Origin of the sequence: Methylomonas paludis (assembly GCF_018734325.1) — a bacterium.
GTDB lineage: Bacteria > Pseudomonadota > Gammaproteobacteria > Methylococcales > Methylomonadaceae > Methylomonas > Methylomonas paludis.
Map to the genome: position 1 here is coordinate 18,283 of NZ_CP073754.1, position 15,920 is coordinate 34,202.

Annotated in this window: 15 protein-coding genes; 1 reads left to right on the forward strand and 14 read right to left on the reverse strand. The window is 44.5% G+C overall.

The window, feature by feature from the left end:
- Positions 1 to 122: 122 nt before the first annotated feature.
- The 10 genes from KEF85_RS00080 to pyrF all read right to left on the reverse strand — a co-directional run bounded on the left by KEF85_RS00080 (position 123) and on the right by pyrF (position 8,777).
- Positions 123 to 980, reverse strand: coding sequence for a hypothetical protein (locus tag KEF85_RS00080; protein ID WP_215582453.1), 858 nt, complete (start codon positions 978 to 980; stop codon positions 123 to 125).
- Positions 977 to 2,368, reverse strand: coding sequence for a flippase (locus tag KEF85_RS00085; protein ID WP_215582455.1), 1,392 nt, complete (start codon positions 2,366 to 2,368; stop codon positions 977 to 979). Before KEF85_RS00085 ends, KEF85_RS00080 begins: the two co-directional genes overlap by 4 nt.
- Positions 2,368 to 2,829 (reverse strand): DUF411 domain-containing protein, encoded by a 462-nt coding sequence (locus KEF85_RS00090; protein ID WP_215582457.1) that lies wholly within the window; start codon positions 2,827 to 2,829, stop codon positions 2,368 to 2,370. The genes KEF85_RS00085 and KEF85_RS00090 overlap by 1 nt, the downstream gene beginning before the upstream one ends.
- Before the next feature lie 179 nt (positions 2,830 to 3,008).
- Positions 3,009 to 3,308, reverse strand: a complete 300-nt coding sequence (locus KEF85_RS00095; protein WP_215585237.1) for a nucleotidyltransferase domain-containing protein — start codon at positions 3,306 to 3,308, stop codon at positions 3,009 to 3,011.
- An 89-nt stretch (positions 3,309 to 3,397) separates the two neighbouring features.
- Positions 3,398 to 3,817 (reverse strand): secondary thiamine-phosphate synthase enzyme YjbQ, encoded by a 420-nt coding sequence (locus tag KEF85_RS00100; RefSeq protein WP_215582459.1) that lies wholly within the window; start codon positions 3,815 to 3,817, stop codon positions 3,398 to 3,400.
- The gene (hemE, locus tag KEF85_RS00105; protein ID WP_215582461.1) at positions 3,817 to 4,887 is read right to left on the reverse strand and encodes a uroporphyrinogen decarboxylase; all 1,071 of its coding nucleotides are present in this window, start codon (positions 4,885 to 4,887) and stop codon (positions 3,817 to 3,819) included. Before hemE ends, KEF85_RS00100 begins: the two co-directional genes overlap by 1 nt.
- 22 nt (positions 4,888 to 4,909) lie before the next feature.
- Complete coding sequence (locus KEF85_RS00110; RefSeq protein WP_215582463.1) at positions 4,910 to 6,292, reverse strand: AAA family ATPase; 1,383 nt, start codon at positions 6,290 to 6,292, stop codon at positions 4,910 to 4,912.
- Complete coding sequence (gene aroB / locus KEF85_RS00115) at positions 6,282 to 7,364, reverse strand: 3-dehydroquinate synthase (RefSeq protein WP_215582464.1); 1,083 nt, start codon at positions 7,362 to 7,364, stop codon at positions 6,282 to 6,284. Before aroB ends, KEF85_RS00110 begins: the two co-directional genes overlap by 11 nt.
- On the reverse strand, positions 7,345 to 7,890 hold the full coding sequence (gene aroK, locus KEF85_RS00120) for a shikimate kinase AroK (protein WP_215582465.1): 546 nt from the start codon (positions 7,888 to 7,890) through the stop codon (positions 7,345 to 7,347). The genes aroB and aroK overlap by 20 nt, the downstream gene beginning before the upstream one ends.
- Positions 7,891 to 8,048: 158 nt before the next feature.
- Positions 8,049 to 8,777, reverse strand: coding sequence for an orotidine-5'-phosphate decarboxylase (pyrF, locus tag KEF85_RS00125; protein WP_215582466.1), 729 nt, complete (start codon positions 8,775 to 8,777; stop codon positions 8,049 to 8,051).
- 256 nt (positions 8,778 to 9,033) lie between these two features.
- On the opposite strand from pyrF, the gene KEF85_RS00130 reads away from it, so the two are divergent.
- Positions 9,034 to 10,449, forward strand: coding sequence for an undecaprenyl-phosphate glucose phosphotransferase (locus tag KEF85_RS00130; RefSeq protein ID WP_215582467.1), 1,416 nt, complete (start codon positions 9,034 to 9,036; stop codon positions 10,447 to 10,449).
- A 186-nt stretch (positions 10,450 to 10,635) separates the two neighbouring features.
- Here the strand turns inward: KEF85_RS00130 and KEF85_RS00135 are convergent, their stop codons facing one another.
- From KEF85_RS00135 to KEF85_RS00150, 4 genes are all read right to left on the reverse strand, one after another.
- Positions 10,636 to 12,846: a primosomal protein N' gene (locus tag KEF85_RS00135; protein ID WP_215582468.1), complete on the reverse strand. Its 2,211-nt coding sequence runs from the start codon at positions 12,844 to 12,846 to the stop codon at positions 10,636 to 10,638.
- 288 nt (positions 12,847 to 13,134) lie between these two features.
- Complete coding sequence (locus KEF85_RS00140; protein ID WP_215582470.1) at positions 13,135 to 13,629, reverse strand: disulfide bond formation protein B; 495 nt, start codon at positions 13,627 to 13,629, stop codon at positions 13,135 to 13,137.
- Positions 13,610 to 14,314 (reverse strand): potassium channel family protein, encoded by a 705-nt coding sequence (locus tag KEF85_RS00145; protein ID WP_215582473.1) that lies wholly within the window; start codon positions 14,312 to 14,314, stop codon positions 13,610 to 13,612. Before KEF85_RS00145 ends, KEF85_RS00140 begins: the two co-directional genes overlap by 20 nt.
- Positions 14,311 to 15,915, reverse strand: coding sequence for an NAD-binding protein (locus KEF85_RS00150; RefSeq protein WP_215582474.1), 1,605 nt, complete (start codon positions 15,913 to 15,915; stop codon positions 14,311 to 14,313). The genes KEF85_RS00145 and KEF85_RS00150 overlap by 4 nt, the downstream gene beginning before the upstream one ends.
- Positions 15,916 to 15,920 lie beyond the last annotated feature (5 nt).

Consider the following 15,920-nt stretch of genomic DNA (forward strand, 5'->3'; position numbering starts at 1 on the left):
GGGTGCCAGCTATGGTATTTAACTTAATATAGTGTTATGCTACCAATTAGTAAGGCATCAGTGGATTCACGTTGGTAAATTCAAGTGCAAAGGCTTATGATTGCCTAATGCATACTATAATATTATTTTAATTTTTTCACTAAATCATAATAATCAAACACTTTTTTGATTTGCAAATCGTTTTTACATAATCCATTATTTCCATAATTTTGATTTGATATGGTATTTATTTTCCATAAAGCATTATCTTGCGAATCGGGAATGGCTGGAAATTCCATGCTATGATCATAAACCATAACAGTTTTTCTATCATTCAGCAAAGCCATGGCTTTAAACCATACATCATCGGCTGTTGGGGCCATATGCAAAAAATTATTTATATTTAAAACTTCCTTGTGCAGAGCGTTTGGTGGATACAGTATTCCACCGAAACCAGTTGGAAATAAATTATAAGAAGGACCTTTGCCCACAGGGGTAGTCCACTGCAAATAAGGCAGGAGTGACTGCTTATAGCACTTAATTAGGTTACATCTATAACCAATAATTTCTGAACGGAATTTTAATGAAGCTTGATATAAATTTTCTAAAAAATTTTGCGGATATAAAGCATCGTCATCACAGGTAATGATTGTGCTATTTGGGAATGAGCTTAGCGCGTAAATTAATTTTTTATAAGGACCTATATTTCTATCTACATATTCTATCTGTAATCCACGATTTTCAAGACGTCTTAACTCAATTGGAATATTAGCAGGACTACAATCTTCTTTGGCTAACCACAAAACAATTTTATCTGGCTTTCTGGATTGCAACATTAGGGTTTCAACAGTTAGATAGGCTATGTTTATTCTATCTTTATATGTAGTTAAGCTAATAACAATATTAGGTTCATTTAGCTGAGTAATGCCATAACTTTTTCCAAATTTATTATTGATTTTTAGATAGGAAAGTTGTAGAGAAATATTTAATTTATGCATCATGTTCCTTGGCGACATAATAGTCCTCCCAGGCTAAATATAGCTTTAGTTTGCATAATAAAACATATTCTGGTTTTTGGTGATATAGATAAGCTTAACCAATTAGCAGTTGCATAAGCCAACAAAGTGGAAATAGCCGCGCCTTGTATGCCATAGGCTGGTATTAAGAATAAATTGGCAATAATATTGATTATTGCAGCGGCAACAACTCTAATTAAGGCATTCAAAAAATACCCTTCAATCACTACCCATTTAGCTGACGCGCAACCTACGCTGGTGAATAAACCTGCCCAAGCCAATAATACCAATACATTATTGGCTTCCTTATATTCATTGCCGTATAAAGTTTCTACAACTATATTGGCAAAAAGCGTCAGAAATATGGCCACAATTATGGAAATCAAGGCCATGAAATTGAAAAGCCTTTGTAATCTATCTAGATACAGTGCTTCATTAACAGATTTAGCTTCAATAATTGACGGGTATACAGAAGAAATAATAGCCAACGGGATGAAATACCAAACTTCGCTAATCCGTACTGCAGCGGAATATACTCCAACTGCTTTATCATCCAGCATTTGACCTAACATAATTTGGTCAATGCGCATGTACACCATGACAGCTATGCCGGAAAGAATCAGTGGCCAGCTGTCTTTAAGTAACTTTTTGGCTTGGCTATAATGACCTCGCCATGCAGTTAAATGACCGCCGGACCAAACATAAATTGAAAATATGCCTATTGCGGTTACCAAGCCTTCGGCAAAATTGATCCAGACAAAATCCATTAGCGTAGCCACGTTCAAAATCAGTATAACTTTGATCGCCGCGAAGATCAAAAATGTACCATTTTCAATCCAAACTATATATTTAGATTGAATTTTTGCCTCAAACCAATACCTTATAGTTTCGCTTGCTTTAAATACCGTTACAAAACCCAGCACAGCAATCATTTGTTGGGCAATTTCGTCATCTGGCCGGACAAAAGTGACAGCAATAATCCCCAATATAAATGCCAGTAAGCCACCAAATAGTTGCAATAGAAATGCCGTGCCAAGTATGGTATTAGCATTTTCCGGTTCTCTAACCAAATCACGAACCACAATTCCGTTTAAGCCCAGGCTACCTATGGCACTAAATAAACCGACAAAAGCAGTTGCATAATTCATGGTGCCAAATTGTTCTGGGCCTAAATATCGAGCTACCCATACACCTACCAGTAAGCCCATACCCATACGCAGGATACGATCTGCAAACAGCCAGAAGGTATTAATCAAGACCTTATGTAAATTGGGCCTATTTTGAAAGCTGTTTCGCATCTGGATAGGCAAAAAAAGCAGCCACCGGTTTGATTTAGCCGATATGCCTGATTTAAGCTTTTTTTCTGACGACATTATTGGTTGCCGTTATGGTTGGAGAATACTTCAAAATGACCTGATTTATCGACAGAAATTACTTGAAAACTAGCTTGTGTATCACCCATTTCCATCCCCGGACTACCCATAGGCATCCCTGGTGCAGCTATACCGACAATATTTGGTTTGGTTTGCAGCAATTTTCTAATATCCTGGGCTGGAACATGGCCTTCGACAATATAACCATTCACCAGTGCGGTATGGCACGATGCCAGTTTGTCCGGGATGCCGTATTTGTCTTTGACTGCTTGTAGGTCGTCGCTGACTAAGCTTTTGATATTAAAATTATTTTGTTGTAAATGATCCTGCCATTTACGGCAGCAGCTACAGCTTTCACTGCGGTAAACAGTTATATCGATAGCTTTATCTGATTCTGCAGCGCCTATATTCAAGCTTGCCAGTAGTAACAATAACAGCGGGGTACGATTTAAAGACAGCATATGTTTAGAGGGTGAGGTTAGTAAGACGAGCCAAATCTTGAGTGGTTGATGATAAGCCTAAATATTAGCCCAACCGCGTTTTTGAATTTCAGCGCTAAAGCGACTATAGTTATTAAGCAGTTTCGGTTCAGTGACCCACACCCGACACTGTAAACGTAATAAAGTGTCGGCAGCAAAAGTCATAACTTTTGGCCTTGCTGGAAAGCAATTTCGTGTATAGGCAAATGTATGAGGTTGGGGGCAGCAAGCAATACATCTACTTTTCGGCCTTGAAGTAAGCGAGTCAGTTTGGCAGAAAATTGTGCGGAAAGTAAAGCCGGGTTTACGACCGCCTCAGTCAGTTCCAGCATGATATCAATATCGCCGCCTAATTTGTTGTCATCCAGACGTGATCCGAATAGAAACACCTGCACATTGGCACCAAAGCTTTCCTGAGCGCTAAGCCGGATAATATCGATTTGTTGGTGAGTTAGTCTCATTTTTTTGCTACTCAGCATCATTTTTCGAGCTGGACTTGCCAAGCCAGTGTAGCAAGCGGCTTTGTAATTAGGCAAGCTCAGCAAGATCCTCATTCGCCATATAAGGTGACAATAATTGTGCGTGTGCCGGCCTGATGGCGATGTTCACCCAAATAAATACCCTGCCAGATGCCCAAGGCCAAATGACCCTCGCTAATGGGGATGGTTAAGCTACTACCCAGTAATACGGTTTTGATATGGGCAGGCATATCATCAGGACCTTCCAAAGTATGGCGAAAATAAGACTGATTTTCCGCTACTGCTCTGGAAAACCAGTTTTCCATGTCCCGGCGTACATCGGCATCGGCATTTTCATTAATGGTCAGGGATGCTGAAGTATGCTGCAAAAAAAACTGTGCCAGACCGATTTTGAATTGTTTCAACTCGGCTAATTGTCCAACAATTTCACCGGTAATTAGATGAAAACCGCGTGGTTTTGCGTTTATTTGCAGGGATTTTTGCAGCCACATCAGCCTAAACCATGATAAACCGGGCTTAATTCCTGAACGGCATCTACCATAGCCTTCACATGTTCTGGATTGATGTCCGGTAAAATACCGTGGCCTAAATTAAACACATGTCCGCTACCGTGGCCGAAATCTTGCAAAATTTTTGCCACCTTTTCACGAATAACGGTTGGGGAGGCATACAGGCTGATAGGGTCCAGATTGCCTTGCAGGGCCACTTGAGCGCCGACTCTGGCCCGCGCCGCGCCGATATCAGTTTGCCAATCCAGGCCCAAAGCATCAAATCCGCTGCCCGCCATTGCTTCCAGCCACAAACCACCGCCTTTGGTAAACAGAATGGTGGGAATTTTCCGGCCTTGGCTTTGGGTATTTAGTAATTCGCGTACCTGATGGGCGTAGCGCAGGGAAAACTCCAGATAATCATCATGGCTCAGCATCCCGCCCCAGGTATCGAATACCATCACCACATCCGCGCCGGCGGCAATTTGGGCATTCAGATAAGCGGCAACTGATCGCGCCAGTTTATCCAGTAACTGATGCATTACTTGCGGTTGCTCAAACATCAGCGCTTTGACTTTCTGGAAGTTTTTGCTGCTTTTGCCTTCCACCATATAAGTAGCCAGTGTCCAGGGGCTACCGGAAAAGCCGATCAGCGGTACCCGGTTGTGCAAATTTTGTTTAATCAGACGCACGGCATCTATTACATAACGTAATTCAATGTCCGGATCAGGAATCGGCAGATTTTTCACATCATCGGCTGTTTTAATGGGGTTGGCGAACTGCGGCCCCTCGCCTTCGCTAAACGATAAACCCAGTCCCATCGCATCCGGAATGGTCAAAATGTCCGAAAACAGAATCGCCGCATCAAAATTAAATCGGGCCAGGGGCTGTAAAGTAACCTCACAGGCCAGCTCCGGGTTGGTGCATAACTGCATGAAGCTGCCGGCTTTACTGCGCACTTGTCGGTATTCGGGCAGATAGCGTCCAGCCTGACGCATCATCCACACCGGCGTGCGTTCCACCGGTTGTTTTAACAGGGCTCTGATAAATAAATCGTTTTGTAAATTAGTCATTCGATGCGTGGCAGGTTAGGGATCATTGACGGCTTTCATTTTGGATATATTTTAGGCGTCTTTCCAGCGATTGCTTAAATTCATTCGGCAACTGAGTCTTGGCGGTTCTGGCTTCGGTAAGATTATTAAATGAGCCGTATATCAGCACATATTTTTCCTGAGTGTTTTTGGTAATCGAATAGGTCTTCAAATGTTTGGTGTATTCCGGATATTTATGCAAAAATCGGTTTACAGCAGCTTTATCGGTTAACACCATGACTTGTAAAGTGTAATTATCGCCCGGTTGCGCCATGATCCAAGCCTGGCTGCCGGTGTCGGGCTTGGATTTTTCCGGGCCGGCTTCAATAGTTGCGATTGGTTGGAGCGGGTTTAGTGCTGCAGTGTTGCTTATATTGACCGGTTGTACCTTATTAATAACCGGTATGCTCAGCTGAGGCCGGTTAACGACAGGATGAGAATTACCGGTATCGGCTGGCGCCTGTGCATCAGCATTTTGCGCTGGTTTGACCTGAGCTTGAGGCGCCAAAACTTTGCGCTCTAAGCGATCAGAGGTCGTGATGGATGATTTTTCCGGGTTGAGCTTAAAAAGTGAATCGGCAAATTCTGCTAAGAATGTCTGCTTAAATGCCAAACCGTCAGGTCCCGATAATCGCGGTAAAATACCGAACACTAGGCCCAACAATGCTAATCCAGTCACAAGCCTCGCGCCAGTTAATGTTTGGTGCCGAGTTTTTCCTAGATTAAAAGTAGCTAAAAACTTTAAAATCTTGCCGGGGATACCATGAGAATCTCGATATATTTCGGCTAATTGCTCGTCAGAGTAGAGCTTGGCAGCGCCGGGTTTTGCGGTACGTGATGCTATATAAGCAATAAAATCGCCGCATTCCTTAATATTTAAGGGCGGTAATTCAATAAAATGACAATCATCGAGGGCTTTATCACTAATGCGCTGGATATGATATTCATCATATGTCATGGCAAAAACCAACTGCAGGCCGTTGATGGACTCGGCAAAACTGATCAATTGTTCAATAAGTCCGGCCATCAACTGACCGGCATTGTCTATGATCAGTACCACTGGTTGTTTCTGACAATAGCCAAGTAAATCTGTGGTTCCTAAAAAACTGTTAAGTTGGCTGATAATGCCGGCAAAATTTAATGCCGAAGCGCCAGTCAGCCGACATTGCCGCCACGGCTCACCGAGCCGGCTATGCAATAAATCCAGTAAAGCCGTTTTACCAATACCGGTAGGGCCGCAGATGATCAGTGCTTGCTGCAAATTGCTGAGCAGATGAATCACCAACTCCAGTTTTTCGGTACGTGCTACCGAAATTAAACTCCGATCTGGAAATGCTCCCGCCTTGGGTTTGGCAGGACTATGTATCGAAACCGCGTTAAGCTGCATACTGAAGTAAAGTATCTTGCAATTTATTGAGTTCAACATTGAGAGGTAGCAGGGCTTTGCCTATGGTTTCCAGCAAAATGACCCTGATTTTGCCGTCGACATTTTTTTTGTCTACTGACATCAAGTCGATATAACGCGCTACCGTCATCTCGGCCGGTGGGGTTACCGGTAAATTAGCGGCCTTGAAAATCGCAATAATTCTGGAAACATCAGCGTCGCTCAGCCAACCCAAACGCCTGGATAAATCCGCCGCAAAACAAGTGCCTATCGCCACGGCCTCACCGTGCAGATAATGGCCGTAGCCGGTACCGGTTTCGATGGCGTGGCCAAAAGTATGGCCCAGATTTAAAGTAGCCCTTACCCCGGTTTCAAACTCATCTTCAGCCACGACTTCAGCTTTGTTGATGCAGGAGCGCTCAATCGCATAAGCCAGGGCCTGTTTATCCCGTTGTAATAGTAAGGCCATATTGGTTTCCAGCCAGACAAAAAAATCCGGGTCGCGTATCAAACCGTATTTTATGACTTCCGCCAAGCCGGCGGATAGTTGCCGGTCATCCAGAGTATCCAGGACATCGGCATCAGCTATCACACATTGCGGCTGACAAAATGCGCCTATCATGTTTTTACCCAGCGGGTGATTGACCCCGGTTTTACCGCCGACAGAGGAATCCACCTGAGCCAGCAAGGTGGTGGGGATTTGGATAAAAGCAATGCCGCGCTGATAACAGGCGGCAGCAAAACCGGCCATATCTCCAATCACACCACCGCCTAAAGCCAATAGTGTCGCATTACGGCTAAATTTTTTGCTCAGCAGTTTATCGAAGATATGTTCCAGATATTGCAGGGTTTTGAATTGTTCGCCGTCCGGTAAAACAATGGTTTCTACCTGATAATCGGACAAACCGGTCTGAAGGGTGCTCAGATACAGCGGCGCAACAGTGTCATTGCTGACTATCAGCACCTGTTTGGAACGGATGTGCCGGTTAAGTAATGCTGTTTGGCCAAGTAGGCCGGAGCCTATATAAATGGGATAACTTCTGGCGTTATTTAATTCAACTTGCAATTCTTTCATGTGCATCCAAAGCAGCCTGATAATGCTGCAAAATGGTTTTAACAACAATTTTTCCGGGGGTGTTACCCGAATCAATTTTAAAATCCGCGCATTCCCGGTATAAGGGGTCTCGTTCTGCTAATAATGCTTGCAGACGCTGGCGGGGATTGGCAGTTTGTAACAGCGGGCGTTGGGTATCATGCCGGGTTCGATAAAGGATTTTGTCTATTGAGCACTGTAAATACACCACAAAGCCATTTTGCTTCAAGGCCTCGCGATTTTCCGCTTTTAGAATCGAGCCTCCGCCAGTAGCCAAAATAATGCCGTGCAAAGAGGTTAGTTCTGCAATGACTTCTTGCTCACGCATTCTGAAGCCTTCCTCGCCTTCATAGTTAAAAATAGTGGTAATACTAACACCGGTTGATTTTTCTATGAATTTATCGCTGTCGTAGAACGGTCTTTGTAATGCCTTGGCAAGCTGCTTGCCTATGGTGGTTTTACCTACTCCCATCAGGCCGATCAGATAGATATTTTCCAAGTTTTTCATCAACAAATCTGAGAGCCAGAACTAAAAATTTCACATTATGCCCATTTTTAGGCACGAATAAAATTTTATCTGGCTATTTGGCCCTGCCAGCCCAGAGCACAAGGCAATATCGGCTGCTTTGGACGGGTGTTTCGAGCGTATCGGCACTAAAACCCTGCTCAAATAAATTGGGCGGCAATCTGACTCTGGATGGTTTCAGCCATGGCCTTAGGATCGGCGGCATCACGAATCGGTCTGCCCACCACAATGTAATCTGCACCATTACGAATGGCCTGTTCGACACTGACGGCGCGTTTCTGGTCGTCGTCCTCTCGGTTGTCTACCGGTCTGATACCTGGAGTAATGACAAGTAGTCGTGAGCCTAGCTGCTCCCTGATCAGCGAAGCTTCCAGTCCGGACGAGACAATACCGTCACAACCCAGCGCCAGTGCACGTTTAGCCCGGGATAACACCAAGTCCTGCACATCGCATTTAAAGCCCAAATCTTCCAGGTCGCCGCGATCCAGACTGGTTAATGCAGTGACTGCCAGCACTTGTAAATTGCCTTTGGCTTCAGCAGCAGCTGCCATGATGGCATCGTTGCCATGTATGGTGGCCAAATCGACGCCTTTATTGCTTAAAGCCTTGATGGCTCTAGCTACTGTTGCCGGGATATCAAAAAACTTCAGGTCAACGAATACTTTTTTATGACGGGCCTGCAGCCACTCAATAAAACCAAAATAATCACCGGACATGAATAATTCCATGCCAACTTTATAAAAAATTACGCTATCTCCCAAGAGTTCAACTAGATTTTTGGCATCATCTATACTGGATACATCCAGTGCCATGATGAGTCGTTCACGAACCGGAATGTTTTTGCTGGAGATAAATACGCTGTCTGTCATGGATGATCGGCTGATTGAGATGGATAAGAGTCAGTATTGCTGGTTGGCACAGTAGGGTGTCTTAGGCAAAATTGCTATGTTTAAATGGCTGGACTATTATACGCCAAACTAGTTTGACGAGATTAGGCTCAGTTTTGGGCCGGTGGGTTTGCTGGACTGCAATTTGCTATTGATAGACTTTAGCTTGTTGGCGTGGCAATAATAATTAATATAAACCATTTGCGTTCCAGGGCGTCCCGGAAAAGGAAATTGCGTTATGAACGAGCCACGTTATAAAGGACTCATTAAGCCGCTGCATTCCCAGTTACAAGGCATGAAGCGCGCTATAGATAATGTGTTGATTTTTTTGGCCCTCCTGGTCTCATTAAAAATTTATGCGGAGCCCCTTACTCATGAATACATGCTGATTTGTTTAATCGGCATCGTTATCTTCAGTCTGTTTGCCGAAAACCAGGAAATTTATCACACTTGGCGTGGCGCACCGATGTTCGATGAAGCATTGCGGATTTTGTGGTCATGGTTGGCGGCAGTATTTTTTATCGCCAGTGTGCTGTATTTTTTTCGCGACGATATTAATTTTCAAGTACCTGTTCTGGAATTGTGGCTGCCTTTGGCACCGTTGGCCATCATCTTGTTACACACATTAAGGCGCGGGATACTAAGCTTTATGCGCATGCATGGCTTTAATATCAGCTATTACGCTATTCTAGGCGGAAATACTTTGGGGTGGCGCTTAAAGACCGCCTTGTCGGCCATGCCTTGGTTGGGATACCGTTTTGTCGGTTTTTTTGATGATAGAGTGCAAGCTCAGGCAGATCGTATAGAAATTGGTGATGACAAAATTACCGGTGATTTTAAAGATTTACTGGCAATGGCACAGCAAGGTGCCGTCGATCATATTTATATCACTTTGCCCTTGCGTGCCGAACAAAGAATCATTCAGCTCGCCCAGGAGTTGGCCGATAGTACGGTTTCGGTGAATATTGTCCCGGATTTTTTTATTTTTAATCTGATACAGTCCAAAGTCAGCAATGTTCAGGGTATTCCGGTAGTCAGCCTGTTCGATACCCCTTTCAACGCCATGAACGGTGCGACAAAACGTATCGAAGACTTACTGTTATGTGCCATTATTTTGCCTCTAATTGCACTGCCCATGTTGATTATCGCGATTGCCATCAAACTAACATCTCCTGGTCCGGTGATTTTCAGGCAAAAACGCTATGGCATAAAAGGTGAGCGTATTGAGGTGTGGAAGTTTCGCTCCATGACAGTTTGTGAAAATGGGGAAAATGTTAAGCAGGCCACTTCAAATGATGTGCGTGTGACACCCCTAGGATCGTTTTTACGGCGCACTTCCTTAGATGAACTGCCGCAATTTTTAAATGTACTACAGGGCAGCATGTCGGTAGTAGGACCGCGGCCACATGCCATTGCCCACAATGAATTTTACCGGAAGCAGATTCAAGGTTATATGATGCGCCATAAGGTCAAGCCCGGCATCACTGGTCAGGCCCAAATCAACGGTTGCCGAGGCGAAACCGAAACCATAGAAAAAATGGAAGCTCGTATCCATCACGATCTGGAATATATCCGGCATTGGTCTTTATGGCTGGATCTTAAAATCGTATTTTTAACTGTTTTCAAAGGCTTTACCGGCAGTCAGGTTTACTAGTATTCGACCAATATTATTTTGACGGATACGGAGTAGGCTGCGCTGAACGCAGTGATGCGCATCAATCGCGAACCATTTGCTTCCAGAGGCAACACATCCTCTGGCGTTTCCGTCAAAGTAATGTACTAGGCCAAACTGCCCTTTGAGTCTGGCAGTTTGGCTCAAGCCCTGATCTGGCCGGCAGATTTAATACAAATCAACCGGATCAACATCCAGCGACCACTTTATGCTGCGAGCTTCTTTGAGTTCACCAAGTCCGGCTAAAATTTGATCCAAAACCTGATGTAAATCTTTACGTGACCGACTTTGCAGTAACAACTGGAAGCGGAATTGGCCCGCCCTTCGTGCCATAGGTGCACTCACCGGCCCGAAAACACTGATACCCTGGCTATTATGACGATTGATCAGCCCGGACAATGCCGTTAAAAACAGTTGGGGGGCGGTGATATTATTGGCCTCGGCGCGAAATAAGGCCTGATGGGTATAAGGTGGCAATTGCGCCTGGATGCGCTCGGCCAAGGCTGCTTGGGCATAGGCCCGGTAACCGCGGTTCAGTAAAGTAAGCAGCAAGGGGTGTTGCGGATGCCGAGTTTGTAAGATAACTCGACCGGGCATATCGGCGCGACCGGCACGGCCGGCAACCTGGATAATTAATTGCGCCAGCTTTTCCTCGGCGCGATAGTCAATGCTGAACAGGCTGCTGTCAATATCCAGAATGGCAACCAGGGTCACATTGGGAAAATGATGACCTTTGGCCAACATTTGCGTGCCCAGAATAATATCGGCATCACCGTCCCTGATGCATTGTAAATAATCCTCCAGTGCGCCTTTACGTTTTGTGGTGTCCTTATCCAAACGCACCAGTTTTTTGTCGGCAAACACTTGGGTCAGCGTTTGTTCAATCCGTTCCGTGCCCATGCCCAGCGCCTGTAATTCTCCAGTGTTACAGGCTGGGCATAATGGAGTCAGGGGCTGCTCGCTGCCGCAATGATGACAGCGCAGGCGCCGTTCGGCAGCATGAATCACCATATTTGCATCACAATACCGGCAGCGGGCCACCCAGCCACAGCCATGACAGATTTGTACCGGGGCATAACCACGCCGATTTATAAAAAGTAATACCTGCTGGTTTTGTGCCAAGGTATCCTGAATAAGCGCCAGTAACTGTTCAGACAGCCCGGATTGCATTTTCTTGTTACGAATATCCAGCAATTGCAAAACCGGCTCACTGGCATTACCGGCCCGAGTCGATAAAGGCAGTAACTGGTAACGTTGGCGCCCCACATTAAACAAGCTTTCCAGAGACGGTGTGGCCGACCCCAGTAACACCGGAATGCCCAAATGTTTGCCTCGGGCAATTGCGGCATCACGGGCCGAAAAGCGCAAACCTTCCTGTTGTTTAAACGAGGTATCGTGTTCTTCGTCCAGAATAATTAAGCCGGGTTTTGCCAATGGCGTAAAAAAGGCGGAACGGGTGCCCAGCATAATATTGGCCGTGCCGCGCTGAATACTTAGCCAAGCGCCAAGTCTTTGCTTGTCAGATAATTTAGAATGAAAAGTGACAATCGGTGCCGAAAAACGCTGGCGGAAGCGTAATTCTAATTGTGGGGTCAAAGAAATTTCCGGCAACAGCACCAGAACTTGCAGGCCTTTAGCCAACGCCGCCGAAATGACTTGCATATAAACTTCAGTCTTACCGCTGCCGGTGACGCCTTCTAGCAGGAAGACTGAAAAATGCCCCAGAGCAGCACTAATAGTGTTGATAGCGATCTGTTGTTCCGGATTGGCAATTAAATGAGTACCAGTTCCTGGGTTGTCATTTATAGGTACAGTACTAATAGGCTGTAAAAAACCCTTGGCCAGTAAAGTTTGCAGTGCCGGTTTAAATGCCGATAACGCCGTGCTGCTGATGGCGCCGCCATGATTATGAAACAGGTTCAGAAGAGCCTGTTGTTTGGGGGCGCGTTTAAGCTGTTCCATTGGGGTTACGCTACCCAGTTCGCTCAGCACATAGCTGGTTTGGCTGTCCAGTCGTGCTGGTTTGCCCTGTCTTAGTGCGGTAGGTAAGGCGTTAGCCAGCACTTCTCCGAGCGGGTAATGATAGTAATGACTGATCCACTGCAGAAAGCAGATATCCGGGCCGGATAATATCGGTTCGTCATCCAGGATTTGCTCTACTGCTTTCAAACGAGTGTTATCCACCGCTGAGTCAGAACAGATTGCCATTAACAGTCCAACTTTTCGCCCTTTACCAAAAGGCACCAAAACCCGAACACCCGGTTTAACCGTTTCGGCTAGATAATCGCTCGGTGGTAAATAATCAAACAGCCGATCCAGGGGTATGGCAATTGCTACCTGAAAAAAGCAGCGTTCAGCGGCGGCAGAACAATTAGCCATTGGTAAGCACTTAGATATAGACAAGAAATTAAAGTTACCCACAAAATCTGTGGATAACTCTGTGGATTGCACTTGATTAAGTCAGCTTAGTCTTAGTTTTTATTGCAGTTTTGTCAGATTGCATAGAATTGAGTCTGTCTTGTAAGTTACTGAAATTCAGCTACTTTTTATGCAATAATTAAGCTGTGTTAAATGACCTAGCCTTAAATAAGCGGTGCTGTTGATTCGATGTTTGATTTTGTGCATAAGCTGTTACTTGTCTGCATCAATTCCGCACAATACGCGGGATTATTTGGCGGTATTGTTCCAAAATTGGTACAAGGCCCAACCAGCCAGCGTCAGAAAAGCCAGTAAAGTCCATGCCGGTATACTTAAGCCCAACAGCGTCCAGTCTACTTTGGCACAATCCCCGGTGCCGGTCAGCATTAGTTTAATCGTTTCGGCCAGTGGAAAGTTTTGCAACATATATTCTATGCCAGGGCCACATTCTGGTACTTCTTCAGGGGGTAAATGCTGTAACCAGACATGGCGAATGGAAATACTGGCGCCACTCAAGGCCAACAAAGCGATGAAAACGGCGTAGATTTTGCGGCCCTGATTATGCACAGCGGCCAGCAAAAACCCCAGTCCAGTAGCCAGAATGGCCAACCTTTGCGATATACATAAAGGACAGGGCTCTAATTGTTTAACAAATTGCAAATAAGCCCCAACCGCCAATAATGAAACACAGACAACAAAGCCCAGAAAAAAACTGAGGCGTGAACTAATTTTGATAAGTTTCATGTTCAACATCTTTTTTAAATGCTCTAATTGCCCGTGAGGGCCCCAAAATGACCAGAATATCGCCGGCACTGATACGCTGATCGAAATCTTCAGCCACAAAGTGTAGCTTATTGCTGAACTGTTTGCTGACCAGACCTATCATAATCAAATTATATTGAGCGCTTAACTGCAAGTAGCTGGCAGTACTGTTCAGTAGATAACTGTAGGGTGGAACAGTCACTTCGGCCAGATGCAAATCATGTTGACCGAATACGGTATGGTCAAAAATATCGGTAAGATCCGGTCTTTTCAACATATCATGGATCTTGCGTCCGCAAATTTCATAGGGGTCGATAATTTTATTGGCTCCGGCTGCCATGAGTTTTTCGGCAGATTCTGCCCGTTCCACGATGCAAATAATATTAAGTTGTTTATCCAGGGCCCGTGCGGAAAGGGTAAGAAACACATTGTCGGAATCTTCGTCAAAGAAGCAAAGTATGGTGTCAATACTGGTGCCGATGCCGATGGATATCAAATCGTCATCGCTACGAAAATCGATGTCGGCAGTGGCCAAACCATTTTCGCGTGCCAGTTCCAACTGTGCCGGATGCTGGTCGATGACGATGATTTGATAAAGGTTTTTATCCAGGCGATTGATCGCCTCAAAAGATAAGCGGTTATAACCGAAAACGGCCACATGTTTCATAGGCTTTTCCTGCTTAACAAACGATTCTGTTCGGTTTGATCGCGGAAATGATCAACGCTGTATTTTCGACCAAATACCACTAAAATGTCACCATATCGCAGAATAAACTCTGGGTCAGGGTTAAAGTAAAAATGCTGTTCCTTAACCTGATATTTGTTTTTGTGCTTTAAATGAATGGGGTTGGCGCTGATAACGCCCAACAGTGTCAATTTGTTTTGGGCCAATGCCAGTTGCATGATTTGCCGATTATCCAGCGCTGAGCCTTCGCTGACTAAAATGGTTTCCATGGCTATTTCTGTCTGATTTTGCAATATGCCGGATATCGCCTCAAAAGCCACGGGTTGACCCAGATACTCGGCAGCCAGCATACCGGCAATTTCAAATGGCCGGATCACATGATTAGCACCGGCCTGATAAAGCTTGTTAACGTTTTCCAGTCGGTCAGTTCTGGAAATTATGCGTATATTCTTATTAAGATGGCGACTAGTCAAGGTCACATACACATTGGTCACATCATCACCCGTAGTACACAACACCGTTGAGGCTCCCCGGCAAATACCGGCACTCAGTAACACCTCATTGTTACTGGCATCATTTTGGATGGCTAAGAAATTCTGTTTACGGGCCATTTCCACATGATATTCAGTCTTGTCTATGATAATAAATTTCTGTTTATCATTACTTAATTGTTTGGCAATCTCCTGACCAACCCGGCCATAGCCGCAGATAATAATAAAATTTTTATAATGTTCCAGTTCTGCAAACACCCGGCTTTCTCTTAGCTCGGGGAGCTTTTCGTTAAAAGCAGAGATCAGTAATGAAGTAAAAAATGACAATACCCCCAAGCTGGGTAAGATCAACAATATGGCAGCCAGCTTACCGCCAGTGGTATGCGGAATCACATCACCGTAACCGACGGTGGCCATGGTGACAATAGCCCAGTAAAACGCATCAAACAGGCTTTTAATATTACTGTTCGGATCAGGGTATTCAAATATATAAACCGAAACACTGGCAATAAATACTAAAAGACAGGTAAATATCAACAGCGTTAACAATTCAAAACGTTTGCTGGCCAGAATGTCCGAGAATAATTTAGTGCTGTTGGAGTATCTGAGTAGTTTAAATAATCGGAATATCAAAAAAATCCGTAAAATTCTTAATTGCCGATAGCTGGGTAATATGGCTAGTAAATCAATAATCGCAAATGGCGATAGGATGTATTCAAATTTTTTGAATACGGCTTTTTTCAAGGCTTGAAAAAAACTGAACTTAATATTCAGATACAGCGATTTATCATGTTCTTCAAGGATAATAATGTGGGTGTCAGAATATACCCACAGGCGTAACAGATATTCGCAGGCAAAGATTACGATAATAGCCTGTTCAAAGTAGCCGGTCATGACACTGGCGGTGTGCTCAACATCATATAAAATGAACATGATGCTGAGCACGATTAAACCGACCATCAATATATCAAAATGGGCTTTCCGCCTACTGAGCTTATTTTCCAATATATTATAAAAAAAAAGCTTGGTGTTTCTATACTTGGGTGAAGACTTTAAAAAATAAGCAAAATAAATGATGAGTTTGGTCAGCATATGCA

Bases quoted from the DNA above. Each gene is read 5' to 3' on its own strand.
- KEF85_RS00080 (WP_215582453.1), bottom strand. From the start codon at position 980: ATGATGCATAAATTAAATATTTCTCTACAACTTTCCTATCTAAAAATC.
- KEF85_RS00085 (WP_215582455.1), bottom strand. From the start codon at position 2,368: ATGTCGTCAGAAAAAAAGCTTAAATCAGGCATATCGGCTAAATCAAAC.
- KEF85_RS00090 (WP_215582457.1), bottom strand. From the start codon at position 2,829: ATGCTGTCTTTAAATCGTACCCCGCTGTTATTGTTACTACTGGCAAGC.
- KEF85_RS00095 (WP_215585237.1), bottom strand. From the start codon at position 3,308: ATGAGACTAACTCACCAACAAATCGATATTATCCGGCTTAGCGCTCAG.
- KEF85_RS00100 (WP_215582459.1), bottom strand. From the start codon at position 3,817: ATGTGGCTGCAAAAATCCCTGCAAATAAACGCAAAACCACGCGGTTTT.
- hemE (WP_215582461.1), bottom strand. From the start codon at position 4,887: ATGACTAATTTACAAAACGATTTATTTATCAGAGCCCTGTTAAAACAA.
- KEF85_RS00110 (WP_215582463.1), bottom strand. From the start codon at position 6,292: ATGCAGCTTAACGCGGTTTCGATACATAGTCCTGCCAAACCCAAGGCG.
- aroB (WP_215582464.1), bottom strand. From the start codon at position 7,364: ATGAAAGAATTGCAAGTTGAATTAAATAACGCCAGAAGTTATCCCATT.
- aroK (WP_215582465.1), bottom strand. From the start codon at position 7,890: ATGAAAAACTTGGAAAATATCTATCTGATCGGCCTGATGGGAGTAGGT.
- pyrF (WP_215582466.1), bottom strand. From the start codon at position 8,777: ATGACAGACAGCGTATTTATCTCCAGCAAAAACATTCCGGTTCGTGAA.
- KEF85_RS00130 (WP_215582467.1), top strand. From the start codon at position 9,034: ATGAACGAGCCACGTTATAAAGGACTCATTAAGCCGCTGCATTCCCAG.
- KEF85_RS00135 (WP_215582468.1), bottom strand. From the start codon at position 12,846: ATGGCTAATTGTTCTGCCGCCGCTGAACGCTGCTTTTTTCAGGTAGCA.
- KEF85_RS00140 (WP_215582470.1), bottom strand. From the start codon at position 13,629: ATGAAACTTATCAAAATTAGTTCACGCCTCAGTTTTTTTCTGGGCTTT.
- KEF85_RS00145 (WP_215582473.1), bottom strand. From the start codon at position 14,314: ATGAAACATGTGGCCGTTTTCGGTTATAACCGCTTATCTTTTGAGGCG.
- KEF85_RS00150 (WP_215582474.1), bottom strand. From the start codon at position 15,915: ATGCTGACCAAACTCATCATTTATTTTGCTTATTTTTTAAAGTCTTCA.